We start from the raw sequence: 24,320 nt of genomic DNA, 5'->3' as shown, positions 1-24,320 counted from the left end.
TTCTAAAGAAGAAGGAACACCAAGCGTCAAAAAACACATCCAAAGTGTCACAGATGAATTGTACACTTGGACAACTGATCAAACCAAAGCCAAACATTTCATTACTGGTCATTCTTATGACATCGGCAACAATGACTTTGCCGAGGCATCTATTGAAAAAGGCCAGTTGATCGTTAATCATTTAGAAGTTGGAAAATATAATTTAGAAGAAGTAAAAGCTCCTGATAATGCGGAAATGATTGAAAAGCAAACAATCACGCCTTTTGAGATCCTGGCAAATAGCCAAACACCAGTAGAAAAGACCATCAAAAATGATACGTCTAAAGTTGATAAAACAACACCTCAATTGAATGGAAAAGATGTCGCAATCGGTGAAAAAATTCAATATGAGATTTCTGTCAATATCCCATTAGGTATCGCTGATAAAGAAGGAACGCAAAACAAGTACACAACATTCAAACTTATCGATACTCATGACGCTGCTTTAACATTTGATAATGATTCTTCAGGAACGTATGCTTATGCCTTATATGATGGAAATAAAGAAATCGACCCAGTAAATTATTCTGTCACTGAGCAAACAAACGGATTCACGGTTTCAGTTGAACCAAATTATATTCCTTCATTAACTCCTGGCAGTACATTGACATTCGTTTACTATATGCATTTGAACGAAAAAGCAGATCCAACCAAAGGATTTTCTAACCAAGCAAATGTCGATAACGGGCATACAAATGATCAAACACCACCGTCAGTCGATGTCGTTACTGGGGGCAAACGATTTGTTAAAGTAGATGGTGACGTTACATCAGATCAAACACTTGCTGGAGCAGAATTCGTCGTTCGTGATCAAGATAGTGACACAGCGAAATATTTATCGATCGACCCATCCACAAAAGCCGTCAGCTGGGTATCGGCGAAAGAATCAGCAACGGTTTTTACAACCACAAGTAACGGTTTAATCGATGTGACAGGTCTAAAATATGGCACGTACTATCTGGAAGAAACGAAAGCGCCAGAAAAATATGTTCCATTAACAAACCGTGTAGCATTTACTATCGATGAACAATCTTATGTAACAGCAGGACAGTTGATTTCTCCTGAAAAAATACCAAATAAACACAAAGGTACACTTCCTTCAACAGGCGGTAAGGGAATCTATGTGTATATCGGTGCAGGAGTAGTCCTTCTATTGATTGCTGGACTGTACTTTGCTAGACGCAAGCGCAGTCAGATTTAGTCTTTTTGCAAGAATTGGAAAAAGGAGCAGCGGATTACGCAAATGCTCCTTTTTCTTTTATTATCAAACAGTCATCACAAGGAGAACACAAATGAAACCAAAGAAAAGGAAACTTCTAGATCTGCTGATGCTTTTCTTGCTTCTCTCAGGAATAGGGATACTAGCTTATCCATTTGTTAGCGACGCGCTGAATAATTATCTGGATCAGCAGATCATCTCTCATTATCAGCAACAAGCGGTCAAAGAAAATGAAGAAGTCATGGCTAAAATCCAAGAAAACATGACAAAGAAAAACCAGCAATTAGCAAAAGAAGGTGGAAATCCAGGTGCAGATCCCTTTACTAAGAAAAAAGAACCTGCGAAAAAGGATAGAACCTATTTTGAGAAACATACGATCGGTATTTTGACGATCCCTGAGATCAATGTCCATTTGCCAATTTTTGATGAAACGAATACTGTGCTGCTAGAAAAAGGTGCCTCATTATTGGAAGGAACGTCTTATCCTACGGGGGGAGAAAATACACATGCCGTTATTTCCAGCCATCGAGGACTGCTTCAAGCAAAGTTGTTCACAGACTTACCGAAACTGACTTTAGGTGATTCTTTCTATATCGAAATCAATGGACGGACACTCGCTTATCAAGTCGATCAGATCAAGACGGTAGAACCGACTGATACAAAAGATCTGAGAATCGAAAAAGGGCAGGATTTCGTGACACTCCTAACTTGTACACCTTATATGGTCAACAGTCATCGCTTACTTGTCAGAGGGCACCGGGTTCCTTATCATGCAAAAGAAGTTCAAAAAGAAGTACAGAAAGTATCCGAGAACAAACGATTTTTCCTGTATGGATTGTTAGCTGCATGTATACTGATTTTCCTCCTTCTTATATATCTTTTTCGTCAATCATTCAAAATAAGAAACAGAAGTTAGCTATTCCTCATTTCTATAATATATCTATTCGAATCGTTCCGTAAACAAACAGGCTGAAGTTTGAAAAAGAAAACTTCAGCCTGTTTTTATGATGATATCAAAGAGAGCCTATCAAACACTATCTTTCTTATTACTAAATGAGGATCTTTTCTTAAGTTTTCCGATATTCTTTAAGAAGGCCTTTTTGCATCAATTCTTGTTTGTTTTTCAAGTTGCGGATATTCTCTTCAAAATTTTGAGAATATATCACTGAGAATAACGTATTTAATACGTAATCGAAGGCAATTTGAGAGGAGAAAGTCGCTACTTTAGCAAAATCATATTCCTCCTGCGATATAACAAGACACATATCAGCCTGTTTGGCCATTTCTGAATGCTGATTTCCGGTAATCAGCAAGGTAGGGGCCTCTACATGCTTCAAATAGGTCATTATTCGTTCATAATGATGGATGCGACCGCTGTAGCTAATAAAAATGGCGCAATCCTCGCTAGTCAAATTGGCTGCATTCCAAGAAGAATCACTGTATTCTTCAGCCATGATCAAAAACTTATTCAACTTGACCATTTTATTCTGGAATTTCCTTGCCGTGATTTGAGAATCACCTTTTGCAAAAAGAAAGATTCGCTGTGCCTTGTTCAATACTTTACCGATTTGATCTAAATCTTCATGTTCAATCTGCAATTGTGCTTTTTTTATTGACTGGATCGATAAATCCGCCATTTTCTTTGCAATTTGCTGAGTGCTATCTTCACTTGAAAAAGGAAAATTAGGATCAATCGTTTGATTGAACTGAGCAATCAATTGATGAACTTCCCGCCCCAGCTCGAAACGGAATTCTTTAAATCCGCTGAATCCCATTTTTTTGCATAAACGAATGATAGCTGAATGGGAAGTATACGTAGCTTTTGCTAATTCTTCAATCGTCATGTAGACTGCAGCTTCGATATTCCTACGGATGTAATCGGCAATCCGTTTCTCTGTCGTGGTAAACAACTCTTGTTTTGTTAGTTTTTCTTCAATAAGCATGATCTGACCTCCAAATTCTATCTTACTGATAAACACTTGGTTCCGCTACTATCTTTTTGATTTTTATCCTTACTTTGAACATTAATTTCATCAAACCGAATAATAACAAGTGTTTTTCTGAACTTTTTTACCAGAATAGCTATTATAAATACTTTCTGCGCTTTTCTAGGATATACTGAAAGCATCAATAAAAGGAGGCACCACTCATGCTTACAATCGCTTATCTTGGCAATGGAAAGAGTACAAATCGCTATCATTTGCCTTTTTCAAGAAAACTTACGAACAAAATCAATATCAAAAAAATTTTTTCCCCATCTGAACCAGTGTGGAAAACATTCGAAGACATCGAATATACTGATCAGCTGTCTGATCTTTGGGATGATCCTGAGATCCAATTAGTTGTCATCACTACACCTAGTCAATTTCATTATGAATATGGAAAAATGGCACTCGAACATGGTAAGAATGTACTAGTAGAGAAACCTTTTGCAGAAACGTCAAAGGAAGCAGAAGAGTTATTTGCATTAGCAAAAGAAAAAGGGCTATTTATCCAATGTTACCAAAACAGACGGTTCGATTCTGATTTCTTGACAGTCCAAAAAGTAATCGAAAGCGGAAAATTAGGGGATATTTTAGAAGTAGAAATGCATTATGATTATTTCAGACTGGAAGTACCAGAAAATACGCATGAATTTTCTACTGCGAACAGCTATTTATATGGACATGCTTGTCATACAGTAGATCAAGTTCTTTCTTATTTCGGCGAACCAGATGATATCAGCTATGATGTACGTCAACTTTTAGGGAAAGGACGAATGAATGATTACTTCGATCTGGATTTTTTCTATGGAAATATGAAAATTTCGATAAAATCCAGTTATTTCCGCATCAAAGAACGTCCAAGTTTCGTCGTTTACGGAAAAAAAGGGATGTTCGTGAAACAAACAAAAGATCGACAAGAAGAACATCTGAAAATGTTTTACATACCTGATCATGAAGACTTTGGTATCGATTTGCCCGAACATTATGGTGTATTGACCTATATAGATGAACAAGGGAATTATCATGAAGAAAAAGTAATTTCCGAGGTTGGTGATTACAGCCGTGTCTACGAAGGGATTTACGAGACATTAGTTAATGGCGCAGAAAAAGTCATCAAAGATGAAGAAACAATCTTACAAATGAAAATTTTGGAAGAAGGAATCAAAAGCATTCAAGAATCAGAAGGAAAAATATGACATATTTGTAAGAATCGGGTTTGTTTTTTGACGCATAAACTGTCTTATTGTACGATGAAAAAGTATAGAACTACTAGGAGGAACCAACATGACAAATTATGACGGTGAAAAACACAAACGATTAAGAGGTTCAATGGCCCCTAAAACAGAAGAAGAAGTGGCTTTAGCAGGAACTAATTCTGGTGAAACAGAAGACAAAGAAGAATCATTAGCTGGCACAAACTCTGGTGAAACAGAAAATAAAGAAACAGCTTTATCTGGTTCAAATTCTGTAGAAGAGGAAACAAAGCCTAATGAGCCCAATCACTTTGAAAAAGATATCGAAAAAGCGGTTGAAGATGTCAAAGAAAAATTTGAAGAACTGACCTCAAAAAATAAACATGATCATCATTGATCGGACGAAATCAATTCATAAAAGCAGGAGACATTTGGTCACCTGCTTTTTTTCTGTATCCATTCGATAGAAGTCGTTCGGTACAGTCGTAAAAAAAATCCAACTGTAAGTTGTACCAAACACCCCTCGATTTAAAAGCGCTACCATACTAGAATATAAGTAGGAGGTGAACAGCGCTGTGAACTACAAAATTAGTTATCTCCTGAAAACACCAAGAGAAATCAGTCTAGAAAAAGCAGCAGAGATCATCGAAGTAAATACAAGCGAGGCGATCAAACAATTAACTCCTTTTGCCGAATATGTGGATGATACCCATATCCGTATAAAGAAATTCCGAGCAATCGACTGGGCAGAAAAATTTTTGGATATTACTCGATTTGAAGCTGTGTATACCGAACAAGAGCGAAGAGATCTTCTTTATTTGATGGTTTATTCGACTGCAACGTCTGTTTCTGTTTTTCATTTTCAAGATTTTCTTCAGGTTTCTAAAGGGACAGTCCTGTCAGATATCAAAAAGATAAGAAATGAATTAGAAGTGGAAGATTGTCAGCTGTCGTATACTAGGAAAACTGGTTTTAGGCTGCTAGGGTCAGAAGCAATATTAAGAAGAGAAGCAAAAAATCGCACTGCTCGTTTGATGCAGTCACTTGCTGGAAGATTTGGGCTCACGTATTTAACCGCAACCCTTTCCATTGATTATTACGCCAAAGTTAGAGATTTGCTAGATAAAACGATTTCACTATCAGATCTTCGATTCGCACCAAATCGAATGGATGAATTAGCTTATTATTTGAGTTTGACAACCATTCGAATTGGAAAAACATCCATGGAACTGGTAAAAGATGCTGAACTGTTGGCTTCTCTTGCAGTCACTGACATTAGTCGACAAGTATTGACTGGCCTTGGCTATTCCGAACATCAAAATTCGGAGATTATATTTTTCTCTCTTTGCTTAGCATCGATCGTTGAAGGAGATGTCCAGGAGCCTGCACTTGATTTTTTGCTGGAATGTTCTTCAGAAGTCATCCATCGCATGGAATTCCTGATGGCCGTAGAATTTGCTTCGTTTCGTGAATTATTGATGAATGTCTTTTATCACTTGGTCCCTGCCTATTTTCGTATTTCCTATTCTTTTTATTTACCTAATGTGATGATCGATCAAATTAAGCATCAATATGCTTCCATCTACGAAATGACAAGAAAAGCATTACTTCCGTTAGAAAGACGAATAGGGAAGAGCATCCCTGAAGAAGAGATTGGTTTTTTCACTATACTATTTGGCGGAGAGATCAGAAAAGCGGACGCAGAAGAAAGAAATAGAAAAATAAGAGCCGTGATCGTCTGTCCAAGTGGCATTAGCTCTTCATTGATCTTAAAAAGTGAACTTCAGCAATTATTCCCGATGATCTTTTTTACAGAGACTAATTCAGCTGACCGCTTACACGAGGTTGACGAAACTTCTTACGATATTATTTTTTCTACTGTACCTCTCACACTTACTGATAAGAAAAAGTCTCTCTATGTTCTGCATCCAATCATGACTGACTTGGAAAAAAATCAGCTGATCAATCAAGTACAAAGAGATTGGCTGATACCAGGATTTTCAATGCCTTCTGCCCAAGAATTGTTGTCGGCGCTACTGCCTTATATCGAATTAAAAGAAGGCGTAGACGAAGAAAAGCTCTATCAAGTATTAAATCGTAAAATGAACAAACTTTTAGAAAAGAAGGAGGATCAACGTCCTATGCTATCTGAATTATTAACAGAAGAAATGATCCAATTATCGGATCAACCAAAAAACTGGCAAGAAGCAATCACATTTGCCGCACAGCCGCTATTATCAGAAAATAAAATAGAAGAAAGTTATATCAAAGCTATGATCGAGCGCGTGGAGCAGTATGGTGCGTTTATCCATATTGGCGACCACATCGCATTACCTCATGCTCGTCCAGAAGATGGCGTAAACGAAGTAGGGATGTCTTTGCTGAAACTTCAACAACCTGTGGATCTGCTTGATAATCCAGCCCATCCCATTAGTTTGTTCATCTGTTTAGCTGCTATCGATAATGAGGCACATCTTCGGGCGTTGGCTAATTTAACAAAGCTACTTTCTAATAAACAAAATCTTCAAGATTTATTACACGCATCAACAAAAGAAGAAATATTAGCGATCATAAGAAAAGGAGACGAATGATATGAAAATTTTTGCAGTATGTCAAAGTGGATTAGGAACAAGTTTTATGGTAGAGATGAACATCAAACAAGCACTTGCAGATCTTGGAGCAGATGTGGACGAGTTTGAAGTAAGTCATACGGATGTTGGAAGTGTATCTAGCGATATGGCTGATTATTTCTTCATTGAGCATTCTTTGAAAGATACGCTAACTTCTATACCTGATGAAAAGCTCGTACCTTTGCAATCGATCATTGACAGCGAAGAAGTAAAAGAAAAAGTAACGAAGATCTTGTCAAAAGAATAAAAATGATTCAAGGGAGGAACTATCAATGGATAAATTGTTGAATTTGTTTGTGTCAATCGTCAGTCAGCCCTCCATCCTCGTTTCTTTGATTGCACTGCTTGGTCTCGTTCTTCAGAAGAAGAAATTTTCAGAAGTGATCCAAGGAACTATCAAAACATTTGTCGGATTCCTAGTACTGATCGGCGGTGCTGGTCTAATCAGTAATTCACTAACCCCTTTTGCTTCGATGTTCCAAACAGCTCTGCATACTCAAGGAGTAGTTCCTAGCAATGAAGCAGTAGTGGCGATTGCTTTGCAACAATACGGTACACCTACTGCTTTGATCATGCTAGTAGGGATGATCGTGAATATTTTACTTGCTAGGTTCACAAGATATAAATTCATTTTTCTTACAGGTCAAGCAATGCTTTATGTTTCTTGTCTAACATCAGTCATTTTAGTAAGCGCGGGGTTTACTGCAAATTTGTGGATGATCTTATTAGGCGGGGTCTTCGAAGGAACACTATTAACTATTACGCCTGCTCTTTGTCAACCGTTTATGAAGAACATCACTGGAAACAATCAAGTTGCGTTAGGGCATACCGGAAATATCGGTTATGCTTCTAGTGGATGGATCGGAAATTTTTTTGGAAACAAAGACCGTTCTACAGAGGACATAAAGATTCCTAAAAGTTTCAGCTTTTTGCGAGATTCTACTGTATCGATCATGCTCTTGATGTCGATCGTATATGTCGCACTTGCTTTGTTAGCTGGTCCTGGATTTGTTGAAAGAGAACTAAGCAATGGAGACAACGCTGTAATCTTTGCACTGATCCAAGCTGGAACATTCACAGCTGGGTTTGTTATCGTCCTTCAAGGGGTTCGAATGGTGTTGGCAGAAATCGTTCCAGCATTCCAAGGGATTGCTAAAAAACTCGTACCCGATTCTAAACCAGCATTAGATGTTCCTATCGTTTTTCCATATGCACCTAATGCTGTATTAATTGGCTTTTTTGTTAGCTTCTTTGTAGGAACACTATCAATGTTTGCTATGATAGGCTTGCAAACTACAGTTATCATTCCTGGGGTAGTAGGACATTTCTTCTGCGGAGCTGCTTCTGGTGTCTTCGGCAACTCGACTGGCGGTAGAAGAGGGGCGGTATTTGGTTCTGCTTTCAATAGCTTATTGATTAGTTGGCTGCCATTATTTATCCTTCCAGTATTAGGAGATCTTAAAATCGCTTCTTCTACATTTGCCGATACTGATTATCTAGTACCAGGACTTGTACTTGGGAAACTAGGAGAATACGGTCAAATGGCCTTGACAGTTGGAATCATCGCTTTCTTTTTACTTGTCGTATTATCTAGCTTTCTTTTTGCCGGAAAAAGAACAAACATTGTTTCTAAAGAACAGAATTAAGAAAACTTCAAAATAAAAACTGCTTGGACAATATCAGAAGAAGATTTAAAGTCTTCTGATATGTCGCAAGCAGTTTTTTGTTTTATGCATTTATTTTTGAATAGCTTGTTAAGACAAGTGGCTGTTTTGCTAGAAGAGGATAACTTTTACCATTCATTTTCACTGTTCCGCCTGTTCTATCAGAAGTAATCACGATCTTATCTTTTGTTTTTTCAAGCGAAATCTTTCCATCTTTGATAGGTAGCGTACAATTCAGTGTTTCAAATGAATCTAGATTAGGTTGTATCATAAATTCTTCATAACCTGGCTTTGTTGGATACAAACCGATAAAATAGCGTCCTAAAAGATAGATTGGGCTTGCTCCCCATGCATGGCATAAGCTTTTTCCATAAGGATCTCCATACATACTGTACTTTTCATTTCCTGTTTGAGTAGGGTCGTATTCTTCCCAGAAAGTTACCGCATCATGAGATAACATCCCTCCCCAATAATCAAGAATCGTTTGGTAGACGATATTCGTCTGTCCGAGTTTGCATAAAGCATCTTGTTCATAGAATTTGAAATATGGAGTAGTAATCTGTGTGATAGTGTCATTCAATAAGACATTCTTTAAGATCGATTGCTGTTGGTCTTTGTTAGAAAAATCGAATAAAACAGCGAAAATATTCGCATGACGCGTCACATTTCTTCTCCCAGATTCATAGCAATCGATAAAAGCGCCAAGTTCTTCATCCCAAAAGTAGTCAAATAGGTTTTGTTTCAATAGTTGATATTTTTCTTGATAGAGATGAGTATGATAATTTTCGTTCTCTCCATATGTTTCAGCTAAGATATCTCCGCAAGTGATCATGGAATGATAGGCTTTCAGTAATAAGACTTGTTCTGCAGCAAGCGTTCCTTCTTTATCCATTTCAGACCAATCAATAAATATCCAATCTTTTGCTCTCCCATAAATAAACCCTAATTCATTCGTTTGCTCCATCAAGTATCTCATTAATGATTGCATCTTAGGGTAGACGATGCGTAAAAATTCATAGTCTTTCGTCATCATATAGTGGTTTTCGATACCAATCAACCACAAGATCGAATAGTCAACGATAGTATTCATATGCTGCTTGATTTCATTTTGTCCTCTTAATGCTAATATCATTCGTTTATTGATTTCCTCGTCAAAAAAAAGATATTGATTGATCATGAATGATTGATACGCATCTCCAGACCAAATCCAGCGATCTCGTTTGATACCGTCGATAAAAAACAAATCACTACATAACTTGAAGGTTTCTTCTGATACTGACCAGATCTGATTCAGTAAAGAAGAATCGCTTGAAAAAGCAGCTTGTTTCGAAAGAGATAAAAATTCATGAAAAACTTGAAGTTGAACCATTCCAGTAGAAACCTCTGGTATAAACAAATAGCGAAAAGCGCGTTTACGAGCTTTCATTTTTCTTGTCATTGCTATTTGCTTATAGTAGCAATAATCGATATCCATAGCTTCTACATCGGACTCTCCATAACATAGAGTGATAGATTCGATGTGGTCATCCAGAGATATTAGTTCTACACAGCCATTCACTGCTCGCCCAAAATCGAATAAGATTCCTCCGCCAATCTCCGTTTCAGTGACTGGATGGACGCATTCTTTTTGATAATAGATTTGATTTGGGTCTTTTGCGATATCGACATAAAGCGGACTCCAGCCAGCTGGATATTTTTCAATAAAATTACTTGCTGTCCAGCCAATATCTGATTTTACTTCGTCTCCCTCGATAAACATCGCTGGTAGCCCTGATGTATGTCCTACAAAGATACGAATTTTTGCTTTACCAGCTGGACAAGTCAGCCATTTTCCACATGGATGTTTTTGTCCATTAATTTCTACATACCCAACTCCTTGGATCGTCACTTTAAACATGGAAGGTTGATCAAGAAAGTAATATCTCTTAAACTTGACGTTCCGATGGCAATCATCCATGTACCAGTACGCTGGCCAGTCAAAACCTCGTTCTTCCCGTTGGAAATTTTGTAGCAGTCCATGGCGGATCTCAAAGTCTCCAGGATACCAAAGCCATCTATCTTTATGTTTTTCATTTGTCATTTTACACGACCTCCATCAAATTTATTTTGTTGTCAATTGTTCTTTTATTTCTTCATCTACTCTTATCACTGTCTTTCTATTCGTCCTGTGTACTACTAGAAGGCTAATAAGCGCGCTAATCAACAGCAAGATACTGCCATTGACGAAAACAGCAAGTGTTTTACTCCCAAGAGAAGCAAAAGAGAGAAAGAGCAAACCATATGGTGCAATGAAAGTACCTAAATTAGCGCCAACCAATAAGATTGAAGTATTGAAACTCTCCGCGTGCTTGGGCGCTTGGATACTTACTTGGTTGAATAAGTAAGGAATGAATAACGAAAAAGAAATTCCTGTTAGGATCGCACCAAACCCAATCACATACAGGTTTATCACAGTGGCAATCAATACAAAGCCGATTCCCATCAGTAGTAAAGAAAGTGTAAGCATATAGCGATGTGCTTTTGTCTGAAGCCAGCCAAAACAAACTCCGGCAGCCATACTTGCCAATTGCATGATTGTTAAGATATTCGCTGCATTAGTTTCGTTTCCTAGAGAATAAGTCGTCAGGACTGTGGCTAATTTAATCGATACAGCATTATATACCACGATGACCAGCAAGAGAAAAATACCATAACTAATCATTTTAGGATTCGTTTTGATTACTTGTCTTGTTGGGGCTGTGCCATGTGATTGAAGTTCAGTTGTTTCAGGTGTAGGAACAAACAAAACAAACAAGACAAGAATAGGTAAGCTGATGGCGTAGACTAAAAAGGTATATTGCCAACCGAACTGTACTAGCTGTCCTGCAACAAATGTCATTGAAGCTGCACCAAATCCTTGAAATGCACTTTGAAAACCAATCATAGAGGCTCGTTCATCTCCGTGATAAAAGGCAGCAATCATGCTGACTGCCAAAGAATTGATCAATCCAAAGCCAATACCTAGTCCAGCTCTTGAAGCTAAGACAATACTGTAACTTTGTGAGAAGAGGGGGAGGATACCACAAATCGATGCAATCACTAATCCGATGATCACAGTTTGTTTTTGTCCGATTTTCCTAGCAATAAAACTACTAATCAAAACAAAAATAGTGACCATAAAAGAGGGAGCAGTCGTTAATAATTCAACAGCAGATAAAGAACGCGTGGCATAAGTAGCTGACATACTGGGAATTGCAGACGTGACTGCACCAGCAGAAGTCAGAATAAGAGAGACTGACAGCAGAGAAAATTTCATCATCTTTTTATTCATAAGCATGTTCCTTTCATTTTTGTAAGCGCTTATCAAAAATATAGTATGAAGTGGTTATTCTCTCAATAGCGGAATCACAGGAAGTTCATGTCCCAACCATAGAAAGTCTTTATGAAACCAAAAATAGCTTTGCATATAATAGCAGTACAGCGTAAACTAATAAGCGAAAGAAACCACTTACAAAAAGGAGGGAGTCAATTGGAACTAGCTGAATTAGACATTTTTTTGCGTAACGAAGAATCAATCGAAACTCTGCAGCGTGAACAAGGAATGAATAACAATGATTTAAACTTAGCTTACCATCTTCAGACACCGCCAAAAATCCACCGAGGGGATCTATTTCAACAGGGAAATATTCATATCAGTAAACACCGTCGATATGCGGAAGTTCCCGAGCATACACATGATTTTGTTGAAATCAATTATATGTATAGCGGTACATGTTTACAAATTATCAATGGAGAAAGGATAGAGATGGAAGAAAGTGACGTGGTGATCATTGATAAAGAAGCTACTCAAAGAATCGAATACACAGGGCAAGAGGATATTTTAATCAATATCTTATTAAAAGAAGAAACCTTATCTACAGAGATATTGAATCATTTGGCAAGCACAAATAATCTACTTTCTTCTTTTTTGATCAATGCATCAAAAGAAAAAGGAGAACATACACAATTCATTCATTTTCGCGGCGGAAAAACAAGTCGCTTGACGCATTTGATTGAAAATATGCTGTTGATTTATTTTGATACATACAGTCATAAGATCCGTTCGTTAAATCTCTATACATCACTATTACTGATCGAATTGACTCATTTATTAGAACAACAAAGCTTTTCATCAGCAGATGGATGCGCAGAAAATGAGATGCTTAGAGTATTAGATTATATCGATAAGCATTTTACTTCTTGTACGTTAAAAGAAACAGCAGCTCATTTTGGCTACAATCCGGTCTATCTTAGTAATAAATTGAAAATGTATTTTGATGCTTCCTTTCAAGAACTGGTTCTAAAGAAAAAATTCGACTTTGCGTTGGAACTGATTCAAGAAACGAGTTTTTCGTTGGAAGAGATCGCTAATCGTATCGGATATAAACAAACGACTTCTTTATTCAAATTATTCAAAAAGTATTCAACATGTACTCCCAATAAATGGAGAAACAAACATTAAGAAGAAAATCTTTCACTAAAGCATATGAAGGAAAATTGTTTTAGGTGCGGTTGCTGTCTTATTATATCGTTGCAGCGAATTTTTTTGGATTTATTTTCAGTTCTAAACTTTTGGTTGTATTATCAGGGGATATAGGTGTAAACATTTGTCATTTATCTGTTATGCGTATTTAGGAATTCGCTTCCATCAAAAATTATAATAACAACTATTATAATTAACATGTTGATAAAATGAATAAACAAGACTATACTTTTCATGAAAGTAACAAATAGTTATGAAAAGGAGCTGTTTATTCATGAAAAAAACAAGTCGTAAAGTAGTAATCGTCGGTACAGGTTTTGTTGGAACAAGTATCGCTTATGCAATGATCAACCAAGGAATCTCTAATGAATTAGTATTGATCGATGTGAATCAAGAAAAAGCAGAATGGGAAGCATTGGACCTTTTAGATGGTATGTCTTGGGGCGATGAAAATGTGGCTGTATGGTCAGGTGGCTATGAAGAATGTAAAGATGCTGATATCGTTGTTATCACAGCTGGTATCAACCAAAAACCTGGTCAATCTCGTTTAGATTTAGTTAAAACAAATGCGTCAATCATGCGCCAAATCGTAAAAGAAATCATGGGATCAGGATTCGACGGTATTATCGTTGTTGCTTCAAACCCAGTAGATATTTTGACATATATCGCTTGGAACGAATCTGGTCTGCCAACATCACGTGTTATCGGTACTGGAACAACATTGGATACAACTCGTTTCCGTAAAGAAATCGCATTGAAATTAAAAGTTGACCCACGCAGCGTCCACGGCTATATCTTAGGTGAACATGGTGATTCAGAAGTTGCTGCATGGTCACATACAACTGTCGGTGGTAAACCAGTGTTTGAAATTGTAGAAAAAGACCATCGTATTGCCCAAGATGAATTAGATGTGATTGCTGATAAAGTCCGTAATGCTGCTTATGAGATCATTGATCGTAAAAAAGCAACTTACTATGGTATTGGTATGAGTACTGCACGTATCGTAAAAGCTATCTTGAATAACGAACAAGCTGTATTGCCTGTATCTGCTTATTTAACTGGTGAATACGACGAAAAAGATATCTTTACAGGTGTGCCATCAATCGTTGACGAAAATGGTGTTCGTGAAGTTGTTGAATTATCAATCAACGAAGAAGAAAAAGCAATGTTCAGCAAATCAACAAGTGCTTTAAGAGAAGTATTGAACACTGTATTATAAGAAACAATGAATATGAACTAAAAATCCTAAAACTGCTTAACAGCTGAAATAGCTGTTAAGCAGTTTTTTATTGATATCTAATAGGTAAGCAAATAAACAGAATGGTTAAAATTAATCGGTCCGAAAATGTATCCGTACATATGAACATATGAAATTTAATCTGTTGATTACAATAAGCGAATCGTTATCAATGTTTATCTGTGGTTAATTAAAAAATCCTTCCGCAACGGCAAATACAATGATTCATATCTAATTCGTTCATATTTGATTAACTGAATAAAGAAACTGGTTTTTATCATTCAATTAAACGACAAAAAAAGTAAGAAAAACTGCAAAATTTTTTTATAATTTTGCATAAGCAGATTTTGATGGAAAAATGACGATTTTTGATAAAAAACCGTTCGAGAAAGGTTTATCATTTTCTGAATCTACTTTGTATAATATATATTATGTAAACTAAAATATATAAAAAACCAGTCCACTAGTTCTAAACCACTATTTCCTACTATCCACTCTTTTGTATTCCTTTTAAATCAATTATTTCAAAATTAATCCATATTTTTATGAAAAAACTATTTTGTATGATTAACCATACAAAAAAATCAGCATAAAGTTTTTAATTCGTTCATTTTATTGCGGTTTGTCGTAAATAATTGGTTATCTTGGACTTTAGTGAATCGAAATCCAATGAACTAGTGGTAATTATTATGATAAAATCAACAGCTTCTTGACGAGAAAAAGCAACTGGACAATTATTCAATTGAAGAAACAACAACATGGCAACAAGAGCAGTTCGTTTATTGCCATTATGAAAAGGATGTTTTTTAGCTAAATTAATTGCTAAAATTGCCGCTTTTTCATAGATTTCAAGATAGAGTTCTTGATTGAATACTGCTTGTGAAGGCTGTTTGACGGCCATATCTAATGCATTGGCATCTTTTACACCGATCATTTCGCCTGGCGAGTGACGTAAAATAACTTTCGCGTTGATTTTGATAATTTCTTTAGTCGAAAGATACCTCATAAATCAACCAAATCTTTTAACGCGTCTTCATATTGATTCATGATCGAATCAACTAATGAATCAATATCAGGTTCTTCTTGTGCTTTGATCATTCGTACAGAACCATCAGATTGAAAAACATAACTGATTGCGTCACCTGTCTGCACACCCATGAATTCTTTTACTTCTGGTGGGATAGTTGTTACATCGCTATTGCCAGATTTTCTAATTTTATACTTTTTCATTTTTTTCATATTTCGCCACCCTCTATACCATTCTCATTCTATAGTAAGTACATTATATCCAAGTATATACTTTTAATCAATGTATATACTTTTATTTTGCTTTTTCTTACGAAAAAATGACAAAGAAAAAAGTTTGTGACATGACTTTTGTCACAAACTCTCGTATTCTTAACCAAAATATTGATGAAATACTTGTGTAATAACTGGTAGAAAATAAATAATGATCATAGCCGCTACCACCATCAACAATTGTTTTCGCTGTTTCTTTCGCTTTAGCATGCTTGTCGTTTTATGAAAAAAATAAGTAGCGCTTTTAGCTCCTGCAGTCAAAGTCGATAAAATCAACGTTGGTGAATATGCTGTTTGATTGTGCGTCAATGACAACAACTTCGTCCCGTAATCAGGATACTTTAGAAATGCTTGGTACACAGCCACAATCGTGATTGCTCCCATAAGATAATTTAAAAATGAATGCACTTTTTTCAAATAAAAAAACTCCTTGCTATCTATATAAAATCAGCCTACCCCAACATTTTTGCTTGATTCACTGATATTTTTTAGTTTTATTGGTATTTATATTCTCACTTTTCGGAATAAATATTCCGCTATTTCACTGTTTCATTTACTCTACTTCGTTTTCATTATTTTTTCTTGATGTTTCTTTGTTTCCATCAACTGCTTTTGTTCCACTGTTTTCGATCCATGGAAAAGAAAAACCGATTGTCATATCTTCTTTTAATACTAAAACTGCATCGAATTTCCCTTTTTTACCAGTAAAACCTTTGACAACTTTACTTGTCTTTCCTTTTGAAAGTAAATCTCTGAGATTCGTTTTAGTCAGCTTCTTTTTAGCTACTGTTGGCCACAATTTGAAGTCGCATTCCGGATTCAAGCATGTAGCGATTTTAGTATAAAGAATGTAGGATGAATTTTTTGATATTCTCTAAAAAAACAGATGGTGTCCCTTCTTGTTTACCAATTTTTCTCAAGTACCCTTCCCAGCGCGCAGTCATTTCTGCGCTCGTCAGTAATGGTTCATTGGCTACTGCCTTACAAAGAGTGATTCCTTTTGGCGTAACAGTTATTTCGTTTTTATTGACTTCGATGTAATGCTTCTGCTTAAGATTTTCAATGATATTGGCTCGTGTAGCTTCTGTCCCTATTCCTTCTACTTCTTTGAGAATTTCTTGCGCTTCATCATTATCCAGCGTTTTTCCCGCAGTTTTCATTGCTGTGATCAACGTCCCTTCGGTATAGGGTTTTGGAGGTTGTGTTTCTTTCTCCATACTTTTCAGTTCTACTTCTGCTTCTTCATTTTCTACGATAGGAGGAAGAGTCTGAGCTTCTTTCTTTTTTGACTTGATGCGTAAGATTTCCTGCCAACCTTGCTGTAATGGGATCTTTCCGATGCTTTTTAGCTTTAATTGCTGTACGCCCGTCATTACGGTCGTCTCTTCGTAGATATAATCTGCAGCAAACATAGCCACAGTAGTGCGCAAAACTTGCAAATAGATTGCTTGCTGTAATTTGGAAAGCTTCGCAAAGCGTGCAGGAGTCGGAATCGTCTTTGTCGGAATAATTGCATGATGTTCTTGAACTTTTTTCGCATCGACATATCGTTTCTTTGCTTTGATCTCAGTTGTCTGTACTTCTTCTATTCCTAAAAATTTTTTATAATTTTGCAGATGTTTAACCAGATACTAATGCTCATTTTCTGTAATGTAAAAGGAATCCGTTCTTGGATAGCTTAGAAACTTGCTTTCGTACAATCCTTGAGCAGCATCAAGTGTAGCTTTGGCACTTGCTTTCATTAGCTGATTCATCTTTGTCTGCAAACTAGATAGCGAAAATAAACGTGGACTATGCAACCTCTTTTCCTTTTTCGTAACTTCAAGAATCCGTCCGTTTTGCTTACCTAAATGCGCTCCAAGTTTTTCTATTTCCTTCGTTAACTCTTCTTGGGTTTTAAATGCTTTTTTTGGTACGATTTTTCCAGAAAAATGCCCTTTGTTTGTCGTAATTAAACCTTCTCCTTCAAAGTACGTTTCTTTTTTGAAGTGTTTGATTTCTTCTTGCAGCTGATAAATCATATAGAGTGTCGGTGTTTGTACACGACCAAGAGAAAAACTGCCATCAATCCCTTTTCGTTGAAGTAGCAAGCTATATAATGGACTTCCATTCATTCCAATCAGCCAATCAGCGTTCTGCCTTGCTTGCGCTTCTTTATATTTTGGAAAATAGTTCTTCCCAGGTTGAAGATTCTTAAAACCATCATAGATTGCTTCTTTTTCAAGAGAATTGATCCACAAACGTAAATAGTTCTTTTCCTTAGAAAATGCGTTTGCTTGTCGAATAATCGACCACGCGATGGCTTCACCTTCTCGATCACCATCTGTTGCAATAATGATGGTATCAGCTGACTGTAACTCTCGTTTTACGATCGAAAATTGTGTACGTTTGTCCCTTGGAACTTCGTAACGGAAGGTTTCTGGGAAAATAGGCAAATTTTCTAACGACCATTTTGCCCAACGCTCTTCATAAGCTCCTGGAGCAACCATATCTACCAAATGTCCAAAACCATAAGTGATGGTTACTTCACCAGCAAACAATGGATCGCTGATTTCATAATACCCTTCATATCGCTCTCGCTGTTGGAAGGTTTCGGCATAGGCTTTTGCTTGTGAAGGTTTTTCAGCTAGTATCACCGTCTTCATCTTCTGACCTCCGTTACTTGATTTTTGCGGACTTCTCTATTATGGAACATATTTTCGCATCTGGCAAAAAAAAAAAGATACCGTATAGTCGAAATAGGCACAAAAAACATCAAGCAAACAAACGATGTTCCGTTTGCTGCATGATGTTTCCAAAAAATATTCATCTTTAGCTGTCACTCTTGGTTGATCTGCCAGTTGATGCCAAATCGATCAGTTACCATCCCATACAATTGAGCCCACGGAACAGCATCCAGCGGCATCTCTATCTTACCACCCTCAGCTAAGCTTTCAAATAGACGCTTCGTTTCTTCTTCATTTCTTGTCTGGATGACTAAAGAAACATTATTTCCCACAACTAATTCAGGACCAATTCCTTCTGGCGTATCTGCAAACATAACTAATGTATCATAAATGTTCAGCCGTGCATTCGTGATTAGATTTTTTGCTTCTTCTGGCAAGTTCATTTGTTCTATTCCAGGCATTTCACCGTATGTGGTGATACCTGATGCTTCAGTCTCAAAAACTTTTTCATAAAAAGCGATGGCTTCACGCGACTCATTTTTGAAGTTCAGATAGATATCCAATGTAAACAGCTCCTCTCTTGGTTAAATCTACCATAAGAAAGCGTTTTTTACGAGTGAATCGTTTGATTGATTCATGACAAAAGCCTTGCGCAGCTTCTTCTTGATCTTTTTTATGATCATTTATTCAAAAAATCTGTAATAGCAGATTGATTCATTTGATTATCAATTTCAAGAATACTGCCAGCATAATCACTTTGCCCATAATTCCACGAACCGTCTACTGGCACACTTATTCGATCAATGCCACCAGCTCCTCGTGCAATCGAAAAGAGGTTTTTCGTCAAGAACCAAGCAGTGACATCTGTGGATGTATACCCTAAAGCTTTACCAGCTGCATAAGGTGCACGGATCAGATTCAATGGATTCTTCAATTGGCTGAAGATAGCATTCATTACTTGCTGTTGGCGTCTGACACGGCCAAAGTCTCCTTGTTCATCCATTCGGAAACGTGCGTACTGCAAAAGATCATGTCCATCCATCTTCTGGACCCCTTTTTTAATATCTACACCATCCAGATTCAGATCTTTTTCTGCATCGATCTTCACTCCGTTCATGAATAAGGCATCGATCACTTTTTCAAACGATTTGAAATCGACTTTCGCATAGTATTGACAATCGATTCCAAAATTTTCTACTAAAGTTTGACGCACTAGATCGGCTCCTCCGTATGCATAAGCTGAATTGATCTTATTTTGTCCTACCCCTGGGATCGTAACGAAGCTGTCACGCATAAAAGAAATCAGTTTCGGCTTATGGGAAGGACCATCCAACTGTAAGACCATGATCGTATCGGCTCGCCCGGCATCTTCTCCGCGTGTATCACTTCCAAGGATCAAAATATTATGCGCACCATTCGTCGCTTTTTGCCCATGAAAGGTTTCTGAAGTCGCTGCCTCTAAGCTTGTGTCATGTTCAGCTACATATTTACCAATAAAAAATGAGATACCTGAATAAAGGATCAAAACAAGCAAAATCGATAGAATGATTTTTTTCCACGATCGCTTTCTTCGAGGTTTTAACGGTTTGTTCTTCTTTTGCCGATTGAAAAATTTTTTATTTTTTTGTTGTTCTTCTGCTCTTGGTGCATCTCTGTATATCTGTTGCTCGTATTGGTTCAAATGTTCAAATGAATGCTGCTCTCTTTCATAAATACGGGTAGCGTCTTCCTCATTTTCCATACGCGTTCGTTTTCGTTCTCTTCTAGCAAAAATACTCCCCGTATCCCGCTTCAGAGGTTTCGCCTTCTTATGGATGTCCTTATAGCGATCCATCCGACTCATTGTGGTTCCTCCTCGTTTCTTACTGATAAATAAAGGATACGATAACCAATCGACAAAAGCCTATCATTTTTTGATAATTTAATAAAAAATAACAAAATAAATGCTTCGATACATAAAGGATTACTTTTCTTGAGACCGTTTATGCGAGAATAAAAGATCTTTATCTATTATCCTTTTTTAATCAAACAGCTTTTCAATCACATGGATCGGCATCTTTTCCTTTGTCCATAATTCAAACGCGATTGCTCCTTGGTAGATCAACATGCCAAGTCCATTGTATCCTTTTGCTCCTACTTTTTTTGCTTCTTTTAATAAACGTGTTTCTCTAGGTGCATAAATCAAATCAAAAACCGCTAGATTCTCATGCATCATGCTTATATCTAAGAGCGGTGACTGATTGATTTTCTTTCCCATCCCAATATCTGTTGCATTGACTAGAAGACAGCTTTCTTTCAAGTCTTTTCTTAATTGATGCGTATCGGCAAAGTCACGAACTTTTATCTTACAAGAAGTTCGATAGCTGAGTTGTTCGAATGTTTCTTTTACTTGAGCGAATGTTTGGTTGTTTCGTTTATAAACTACGATTTCCTCAGCGCCGTCTAACGCTGCTTGAACAGTGACTGCCTTTGCTGCACCTCCAGCTCCCAGTAGAGTCATTTTTTTCTTTTTGATCGAAATCCCAGCTTCTTGCACGGATTGCATGAAGCCCGCACCATCGGTATTATAGCCAATCAAACGACCCTTTTCGTGCACGATCGTATTCACTGCTCCGATCAATTGCGCTTCCTGGCTTACCTCATCCAGATAAGGAATAACCGCTGTTTTATTCGGCATCGAAAGATTTACACCTAACATATCAAAAGTTCGAATACTTTCGACTGCTTGCTTCAAATTCATTGGATTTACTTGGAAAGCTAAATACACCGCATCGATGTTGTTTGCTTCAAAAGCAGTATTGTGCATCAATGGGGATAAACTGTGAGAAGCCGGATCAGCAAAGATCCCAGCTAATTTGGTTTGTCCAGAAATCATCTTATTCCTCCTTTGTTCTTGCTTCAATAAAAAAAGCCACTTAGCGTTTGATACGAAAAAGTACGAAACGTCTAGGTGGCAAAGTAGCAAATTCTTTTCTCATCGTTTACTTGTCAGAGCAAAGAATATTCTATTTAATTGTTAAAATCATTGACTACGTGATCCTACAAAACACCCAAATATGTTTAATTGTTTATCGTTTTAAGTATAGGATGAATCAAAGGAAGATGTCAATGAGTTTTCAAGTCCTTCTACTGAAAGGAATTTTTCTGTCGAAATCAATCCACTACTTCTTCAAAGAACTGCAAAAGGTCGCCCATTGTCAAATGTTGCTTTTCTTTTTCAGAAATATCTTGAACGATTTTTCCTTTTTGAAGTACGATCAGACGATTTCCGTATTTCAAGGCGTCTTCCATTCGATGCGTGATCATAAGACAAGTCAATTTTTGTTCATTGATCCGCTGATTTGTTAATCGCATTAATGCTTTAGCTGTTTTAGGATCTAAAGCTGCAGTATGTTCATCTAATAATAGTAACTCAGGAGCTGTGATCGTCGCCATCAGCAAGCTTAATGCTTGGCGTTGACCACCAGATAATTCACCCGCTGGAGTATCCAAGTGTTGCTCTAGGCCATTACCGACTTCTTGACATAGTCTGAAAAAATCTTCTTTTTGATTTTTCAAGTTACGTAAACGGAATTTCCGTTTTTGACCTCTTTTTTGTGCAAGTAGCAAATTTTCTGCTACTGTCATCCGAGGAGCCGTTCCCATCTTGGGGTCTTGGAAAACTCGAGAAAGGAATCGTGCTCTTTTTTCTTCTGAATCTTTTGTGATCAGCTGATCTTTAAAAGAGATCGATCCTTGACTGAGTTGAAGCGTACCAGCGATCGTATTGAACAGTGTGCTTTTTCCAGCACCATTCCCGCCAAGGACAGTGATGAAGTCCCCTTCTCTGATTGTAAGGTTAATTTCATCCAATAGTACTTTCTCTTCATTCATTCCATTGTTTACGACTTTTCTGCCATTTTTGATTGTCAATATATCAGTCATTACTATGCCTCCTTCTCAAAACCCGTTTTTAAGTTCAGTGCTTTCTTCAATTGCGGGATCATCAGACAAATAGCTAAGATGATAGCGGAGAACAACTTCAGATAAGTCGTGTCAAACCCTAGTTTGATTACTACTAAAATCAATAGCTGATAAATGATACTGCCGACAACAATAGCAATCAATCTTTCTGCTAGCGTCAATTCTTGGAAGATCACTTCACCGATGATGATGGAAGCAAGACCGATGACGATTACGCCAATCCCTTTATTTACATCTGCATATCCGTCGTTCTGGGCAATCAGCGCACCGGATAATGCAATGACACCGTTCGACAAAGTTAAACCTAAAATTTTCATACGATCGGTTTTTATCCCTAACGACCGAGCCATCGTTTCGTTGTCTCCTGTCGCAATATAGCCTTGACCCAAATCTGTATTGAAGAAGAATAGCAGTACAGCAATCAAGATGCCCAAAGAGATGAAGCCAAGAAGGACTATGTCAAAGTAATCAGGTAACCCAAAGCGATGGAAGCTGTCTTGTAGAATCGGATGATTCAATAAAGAAAGATTTGGTGTTCGCATCACAAACAAAATAACTGAGTTCAATCCTGACATCACTAAAATCCCTGCTAAAATAACCGGTATCTTTCCTTTTGTATAAAGTAACCCCGTAACGAGTCCTGCTATCATGCCAGCACCTACGCCTAATAATGTAGCTACAATCGGCGCTACCCCATGAGTAATAGCTGTCACACAGACAGCAGCACCTAATGGGAAGGACCCTTCTGTCGTCATATCAGGAAAGTCTAAGATCCGATAAGTCATGAAAATCCCTAATCCTAATATTGCCCAAAGCATGCCTTGTGAAATAGCTGATACGATCATTTGTCATCCTCCTTAGATGTTTCTTGCTGCGAGTCATCTGTAATGATTTTGGCTTTTTCCTTCATCGATTGGGGAACAATGATTCCTAAGCGATCAGCTTGAGATTGATTGATCACTGTATCCCCTTGATCAAATGTATAAACAGGCGTCGTTTCCGGTTTTTCTTTTCCACTCGCAAGTTCTGCCGCCATCTTACCGCTTTGAAGCCCTAATTGATATTGATTGATCCCGATTGTTGCTAGTCCACCTTGTTCCACCATTGTATCCACAGATGGAATGACGGGGATATTTGCTTTGTTTGCTTCTTTTACCACTGTTTGCATCGCATTGGCAATGGTATTATCTAATGGAACATAGATAAAATCGACTTGTCGGCTCATCACTTGAACCGTTTGTGCAATCTCATTAGTGGAAGGCACCGCATATTTTACTGATTCTAACCCTTCTTTTTTTGCAGCTTCTTCTGCTTGTGCTACTTGGTATTTTGAATTATCCTCTGAAGAAGCATACAAGATTCCGACTTTTTTTGCATTTGGCAACAAATCAGAAGCAAGCTTGATTTGTGAAGCAACAGGCGGCTGATCAGAAACACCTGTTACATTACCACCAGGTTTCTCTAAAGAAGCGACTAATCCAGCCCCCACAGGATCCGTTACAGCACCTAACACAACTGGGATCGATGAAGTCGTGTTTGCTAATGATTGAGCGGCAGGTGTTGCGATTCCAATCAAGACATCTGGATCCGATTGTACTAGCTGTTGACTCATTGTGGCTAGCTTGCTCTGATCGGCTTGTCCATTTTGAAATTTGATCTCAAGATTTTCTCCTTCTTTTAATCCTTCTTCTTTCAGACCATCTTTGATTCCTCGATAAATCTCATCTAATGCCGGATGGCTCACGTATTGCAATACCCCAACAACTGTTGTTTTTTTTGTCTGGTTCGTCGAAGTACTTTCTTTTTCGCCTGAGGCTTTTCCATAAATAAATGCACCTGCTAAATAAACTAAAATAATTACTACAACTGTTATTAATCGTTTGTTTTTCATTTTTTTCCTCCTGCAAAGTCAATCTTTTTATTT

General features: G+C 37.3%; 21 protein-coding genes and 1 pseudogene. 9 read left to right on the top strand and 13 right to left on the bottom strand.

What is annotated here, in order from left to right; genetic code table 11:
• Both RG571_RS08785 and RG571_RS08780 read left to right on the top strand, forming a co-directional pair.
• The coding region (locus tag RG571_RS08785) for a SpaH/EbpB family LPXTG-anchored major pilin (RefSeq protein WP_308947795.1) at positions 1-1,240 on the top strand (1,240 nt) is incomplete at its 5' end.
• Between the two features lie 91 nt (positions 1,241-1,331).
• On the top strand, positions 1,332-2,174 hold the full coding sequence (locus tag RG571_RS08780) for a class C sortase (protein WP_308947631.1): 843 nt from the start codon (positions 1,332-1,334) through the stop codon (positions 2,172-2,174).
• Positions 2,175-2,325: 151 nt separating this feature from the next.
• Here the strand turns inward: RG571_RS08780 and RG571_RS08775 are convergent, their stop codons facing one another.
• Complete coding sequence (locus tag RG571_RS08775) at positions 2,326-3,201, bottom strand: MurR/RpiR family transcriptional regulator (RefSeq protein WP_002295882.1); 876 nt, start codon at positions 3,199-3,201, stop codon at positions 2,326-2,328.
• Between the two features lie 206 nt (positions 3,202-3,407).
• Between RG571_RS08775 and RG571_RS08770 the strand changes: the two genes are divergently transcribed.
• The 5 genes from RG571_RS08770 to RG571_RS08750 all read left to right on the top strand — a co-directional run bounded on the left by RG571_RS08770 (position 3,408) and on the right by RG571_RS08750 (position 8,712).
• Positions 3,408-4,439, top strand: a complete 1,032-nt coding sequence (locus RG571_RS08770) for a Gfo/Idh/MocA family oxidoreductase (protein WP_258430516.1) — start codon at positions 3,408-3,410, stop codon at positions 4,437-4,439.
• Between the two features lie 88 nt (positions 4,440-4,527).
• Entirely contained in the window at positions 4,528-4,833 is a 306-nt protein-coding gene (locus RG571_RS08765) for a hypothetical protein (RefSeq protein WP_002286049.1), read from the top strand.
• A gap of 178 nt (positions 4,834-5,011) precedes the next feature.
• Complete coding sequence (locus RG571_RS08760) at positions 5,012-7,027, top strand: PTS sugar transporter subunit IIA (RefSeq protein ID WP_029485671.1); 2,016 nt, start codon at positions 5,012-5,014, stop codon at positions 7,025-7,027.
• A 1-nt stretch (position 7,028) separates the two neighbouring features.
• Positions 7,029-7,313, top strand: a complete 285-nt coding sequence (locus tag RG571_RS08755; protein ID WP_002286047.1) for a PTS sugar transporter subunit IIB — start codon at positions 7,029-7,031, stop codon at positions 7,311-7,313.
• Between the two features lie 25 nt (positions 7,314-7,338).
• Complete coding sequence (locus RG571_RS08750; RefSeq protein ID WP_029485672.1) at positions 7,339-8,712, top strand: PTS ascorbate transporter subunit IIC; 1,374 nt, start codon at positions 7,339-7,341, stop codon at positions 8,710-8,712.
• Between the two features lie 82 nt (positions 8,713-8,794).
• On the opposite strand, the gene RG571_RS08745 is transcribed toward RG571_RS08750, so the two are convergent.
• The gene (locus tag RG571_RS08745; protein WP_131774422.1) at positions 8,795-10,810 is read right to left on the bottom strand and encodes a family 78 glycoside hydrolase catalytic domain; all 2,016 of its coding nucleotides are present in this window, start codon (positions 10,808-10,810) and stop codon (positions 8,795-8,797) included.
• A gap of 21 nt (positions 10,811-10,831) precedes the next feature.
• Complete coding sequence (locus RG571_RS08740; RefSeq protein ID WP_131774421.1) at positions 10,832-12,046, bottom strand: MFS transporter; 1,215 nt, start codon at positions 12,044-12,046, stop codon at positions 10,832-10,834.
• A gap of 219 nt (positions 12,047-12,265) precedes the next feature.
• Between RG571_RS08740 and RG571_RS08735 the strand changes: the two genes are divergently transcribed.
• Positions 12,266-13,210: an AraC family transcriptional regulator gene (locus RG571_RS08735; RefSeq protein ID WP_094889602.1), complete on the top strand. Its 945-nt coding sequence runs from the start codon at positions 12,266-12,268 to the stop codon at positions 13,208-13,210.
• Between the two features lie 295 nt (positions 13,211-13,505).
• A complete protein-coding gene (locus RG571_RS08730; RefSeq protein ID WP_308947794.1) occupies positions 13,506-14,450 on the top strand; it encodes an L-lactate dehydrogenase in 945 nt (314 codons plus the stop codon).
• 625 nt (positions 14,451-15,075) lie between these two features.
• On the opposite strand, the gene RG571_RS08725 is transcribed toward RG571_RS08730, so the two are convergent.
• From RG571_RS08725 to trpX, 10 genes and pseudogenes are all read right to left on the bottom strand, one after another.
• Positions 15,076-15,474, bottom strand: a complete 399-nt coding sequence (locus tag RG571_RS08725; protein ID WP_029485676.1) for a type II toxin-antitoxin system death-on-curing family toxin — start codon at positions 15,472-15,474, stop codon at positions 15,076-15,078.
• Positions 15,471-15,707: an AbrB family transcriptional regulator gene (locus tag RG571_RS08720; RefSeq protein WP_002289715.1), complete on the bottom strand. Its 237-nt coding sequence runs from the start codon at positions 15,705-15,707 to the stop codon at positions 15,471-15,473. Before RG571_RS08720 ends, RG571_RS08725 begins: the two co-directional genes overlap by 4 nt.
• A gap of 159 nt (positions 15,708-15,866) precedes the next feature.
• Positions 15,867-16,151, bottom strand: a complete 285-nt coding sequence (locus RG571_RS08715) for a hypothetical protein (RefSeq protein WP_002317704.1) — start codon at positions 16,149-16,151, stop codon at positions 15,867-15,869.
• Positions 16,152-16,320: 169 nt separating this feature from the next.
• Positions 16,321-18,412: pseudogene (topB, locus tag RG571_RS08710) on the bottom strand (DNA topoisomerase III).
• A 173-nt stretch (positions 18,413-18,585) separates the two neighbouring features.
• Positions 18,586-18,996, bottom strand: a complete 411-nt coding sequence (locus RG571_RS08705; RefSeq protein ID WP_002299733.1) for a VOC family protein — start codon at positions 18,994-18,996, stop codon at positions 18,586-18,588.
• A gap of 116 nt (positions 18,997-19,112) precedes the next feature.
• Positions 19,113-20,276 (bottom strand): LCP family protein, encoded by a 1,164-nt coding sequence (locus RG571_RS08700; RefSeq protein ID WP_131774420.1) that lies wholly within the window; start codon positions 20,274-20,276, stop codon positions 19,113-19,115.
• Between the two features lie 177 nt (positions 20,277-20,453).
• Positions 20,454-21,308, bottom strand: coding sequence for a shikimate dehydrogenase (gene aroE, locus RG571_RS08695; protein ID WP_258430510.1), 855 nt, complete (start codon positions 21,306-21,308; stop codon positions 20,454-20,456).
• Between the two features lie 278 nt (positions 21,309-21,586).
• Positions 21,587-22,357, bottom strand: a complete 771-nt coding sequence (locus RG571_RS08690) for an ABC transporter ATP-binding protein (RefSeq protein ID WP_002289629.1) — start codon at positions 22,355-22,357, stop codon at positions 21,587-21,589.
• Between the two features lie 2 nt (positions 22,358-22,359).
• Positions 22,360-23,241: an ABC transporter permease gene (locus RG571_RS08685; protein WP_131774419.1), complete on the bottom strand. Its 882-nt coding sequence runs from the start codon at positions 23,239-23,241 to the stop codon at positions 22,360-22,362.
• Positions 23,238-24,287: a tryptophan ABC transporter substrate-binding protein gene (gene trpX, locus RG571_RS08680; RefSeq protein WP_002299729.1), complete on the bottom strand. Its 1,050-nt coding sequence runs from the start codon at positions 24,285-24,287 to the stop codon at positions 23,238-23,240. The genes RG571_RS08685 and trpX overlap by 4 nt, the downstream gene beginning before the upstream one ends.
• Between the last annotated feature and the right edge of the window lie 33 nt (positions 24,288-24,320).

Source organism: Enterococcus sp. FR204 (assembly GCF_031143325.1).
Classification (GTDB): domain Bacteria; phylum Bacillota; class Bacilli; order Lactobacillales; family Enterococcaceae; genus Enterococcus_B; species Enterococcus_B faecium.
Note: the sequence above shows the minus strand (reverse complement) of the source record. Positions and strands in the feature narration are given on the sequence as shown.

Excerpts from the sequence above, each read along its gene's own strand:
- RG571_RS08720 (WP_002289715.1), bottom strand. The coding sequence starts at position 15,707 with ATGAAAAAAATGAAAAAGTATAAAATTAGAAAATCTGGCAATAGCGAT.
- RG571_RS08730 (WP_308947794.1), top strand. The coding sequence starts at position 13,506 with ATGAAAAAAACAAGTCGTAAAGTAGTAATCGTCGGTACAGGTTTTGTT.
- RG571_RS08765 (WP_002286049.1), top strand. The coding sequence starts at position 4,528 with ATGACAAATTATGACGGTGAAAAACACAAACGATTAAGAGGTTCAATG.
- RG571_RS08690 (WP_002289629.1), bottom strand. The coding sequence starts at position 22,357 with ATGACTGATATATTGACAATCAAAAATGGCAGAAAAGTCGTAAACAAT.
- RG571_RS08775 (WP_002295882.1), bottom strand. The coding sequence starts at position 3,201 with ATGCTTATTGAAGAAAAACTAACAAAACAAGAGTTGTTTACCACGACA.
- RG571_RS08685 (WP_131774419.1), bottom strand. The coding sequence starts at position 23,241 with ATGATCGTATCAGCTATTTCACAAGGCATGCTTTGGGCAATATTAGGA.
- RG571_RS08780 (WP_308947631.1), top strand. The coding sequence starts at position 1,332 with ATGAAACCAAAGAAAAGGAAACTTCTAGATCTGCTGATGCTTTTCTTG.
- RG571_RS08745 (WP_131774422.1), bottom strand. The coding sequence starts at position 10,810 with ATGACAAATGAAAAACATAAAGATAGATGGCTTTGGTATCCTGGAGAC.
- RG571_RS08740 (WP_131774421.1), bottom strand. The coding sequence starts at position 12,046 with ATGCTTATGAATAAAAAGATGATGAAATTTTCTCTGCTGTCAGTCTCT.
- RG571_RS08715 (WP_002317704.1), bottom strand. The coding sequence starts at position 16,151 with ATGGGAGCAATCACGATTGTGGCTGTGTACCAAGCATTTCTAAAGTAT.
- RG571_RS08700 (WP_131774420.1), bottom strand. The coding sequence starts at position 20,276 with ATGAGTCGGATGGATCGCTATAAGGACATCCATAAGAAGGCGAAACCT.
- RG571_RS08725 (WP_029485676.1), bottom strand. The coding sequence starts at position 15,474 with ATGAGGTATCTTTCGACTAAAGAAATTATCAAAATCAACGCGAAAGTT.
- RG571_RS08755 (WP_002286047.1), top strand. The coding sequence starts at position 7,029 with ATGAAAATTTTTGCAGTATGTCAAAGTGGATTAGGAACAAGTTTTATG.
- trpX (WP_002299729.1), bottom strand. The coding sequence starts at position 24,287 with ATGAAAAACAAACGATTAATAACAGTTGTAGTAATTATTTTAGTTTAT.
- RG571_RS08750 (WP_029485672.1), top strand. The coding sequence starts at position 7,339 with ATGGATAAATTGTTGAATTTGTTTGTGTCAATCGTCAGTCAGCCCTCC.
- RG571_RS08770 (WP_258430516.1), top strand. The coding sequence starts at position 3,408 with ATGCTTACAATCGCTTATCTTGGCAATGGAAAGAGTACAAATCGCTAT.
- aroE (WP_258430510.1), bottom strand. The coding sequence starts at position 21,308 with ATGATTTCTGGACAAACCAAATTAGCTGGGATCTTTGCTGATCCGGCT.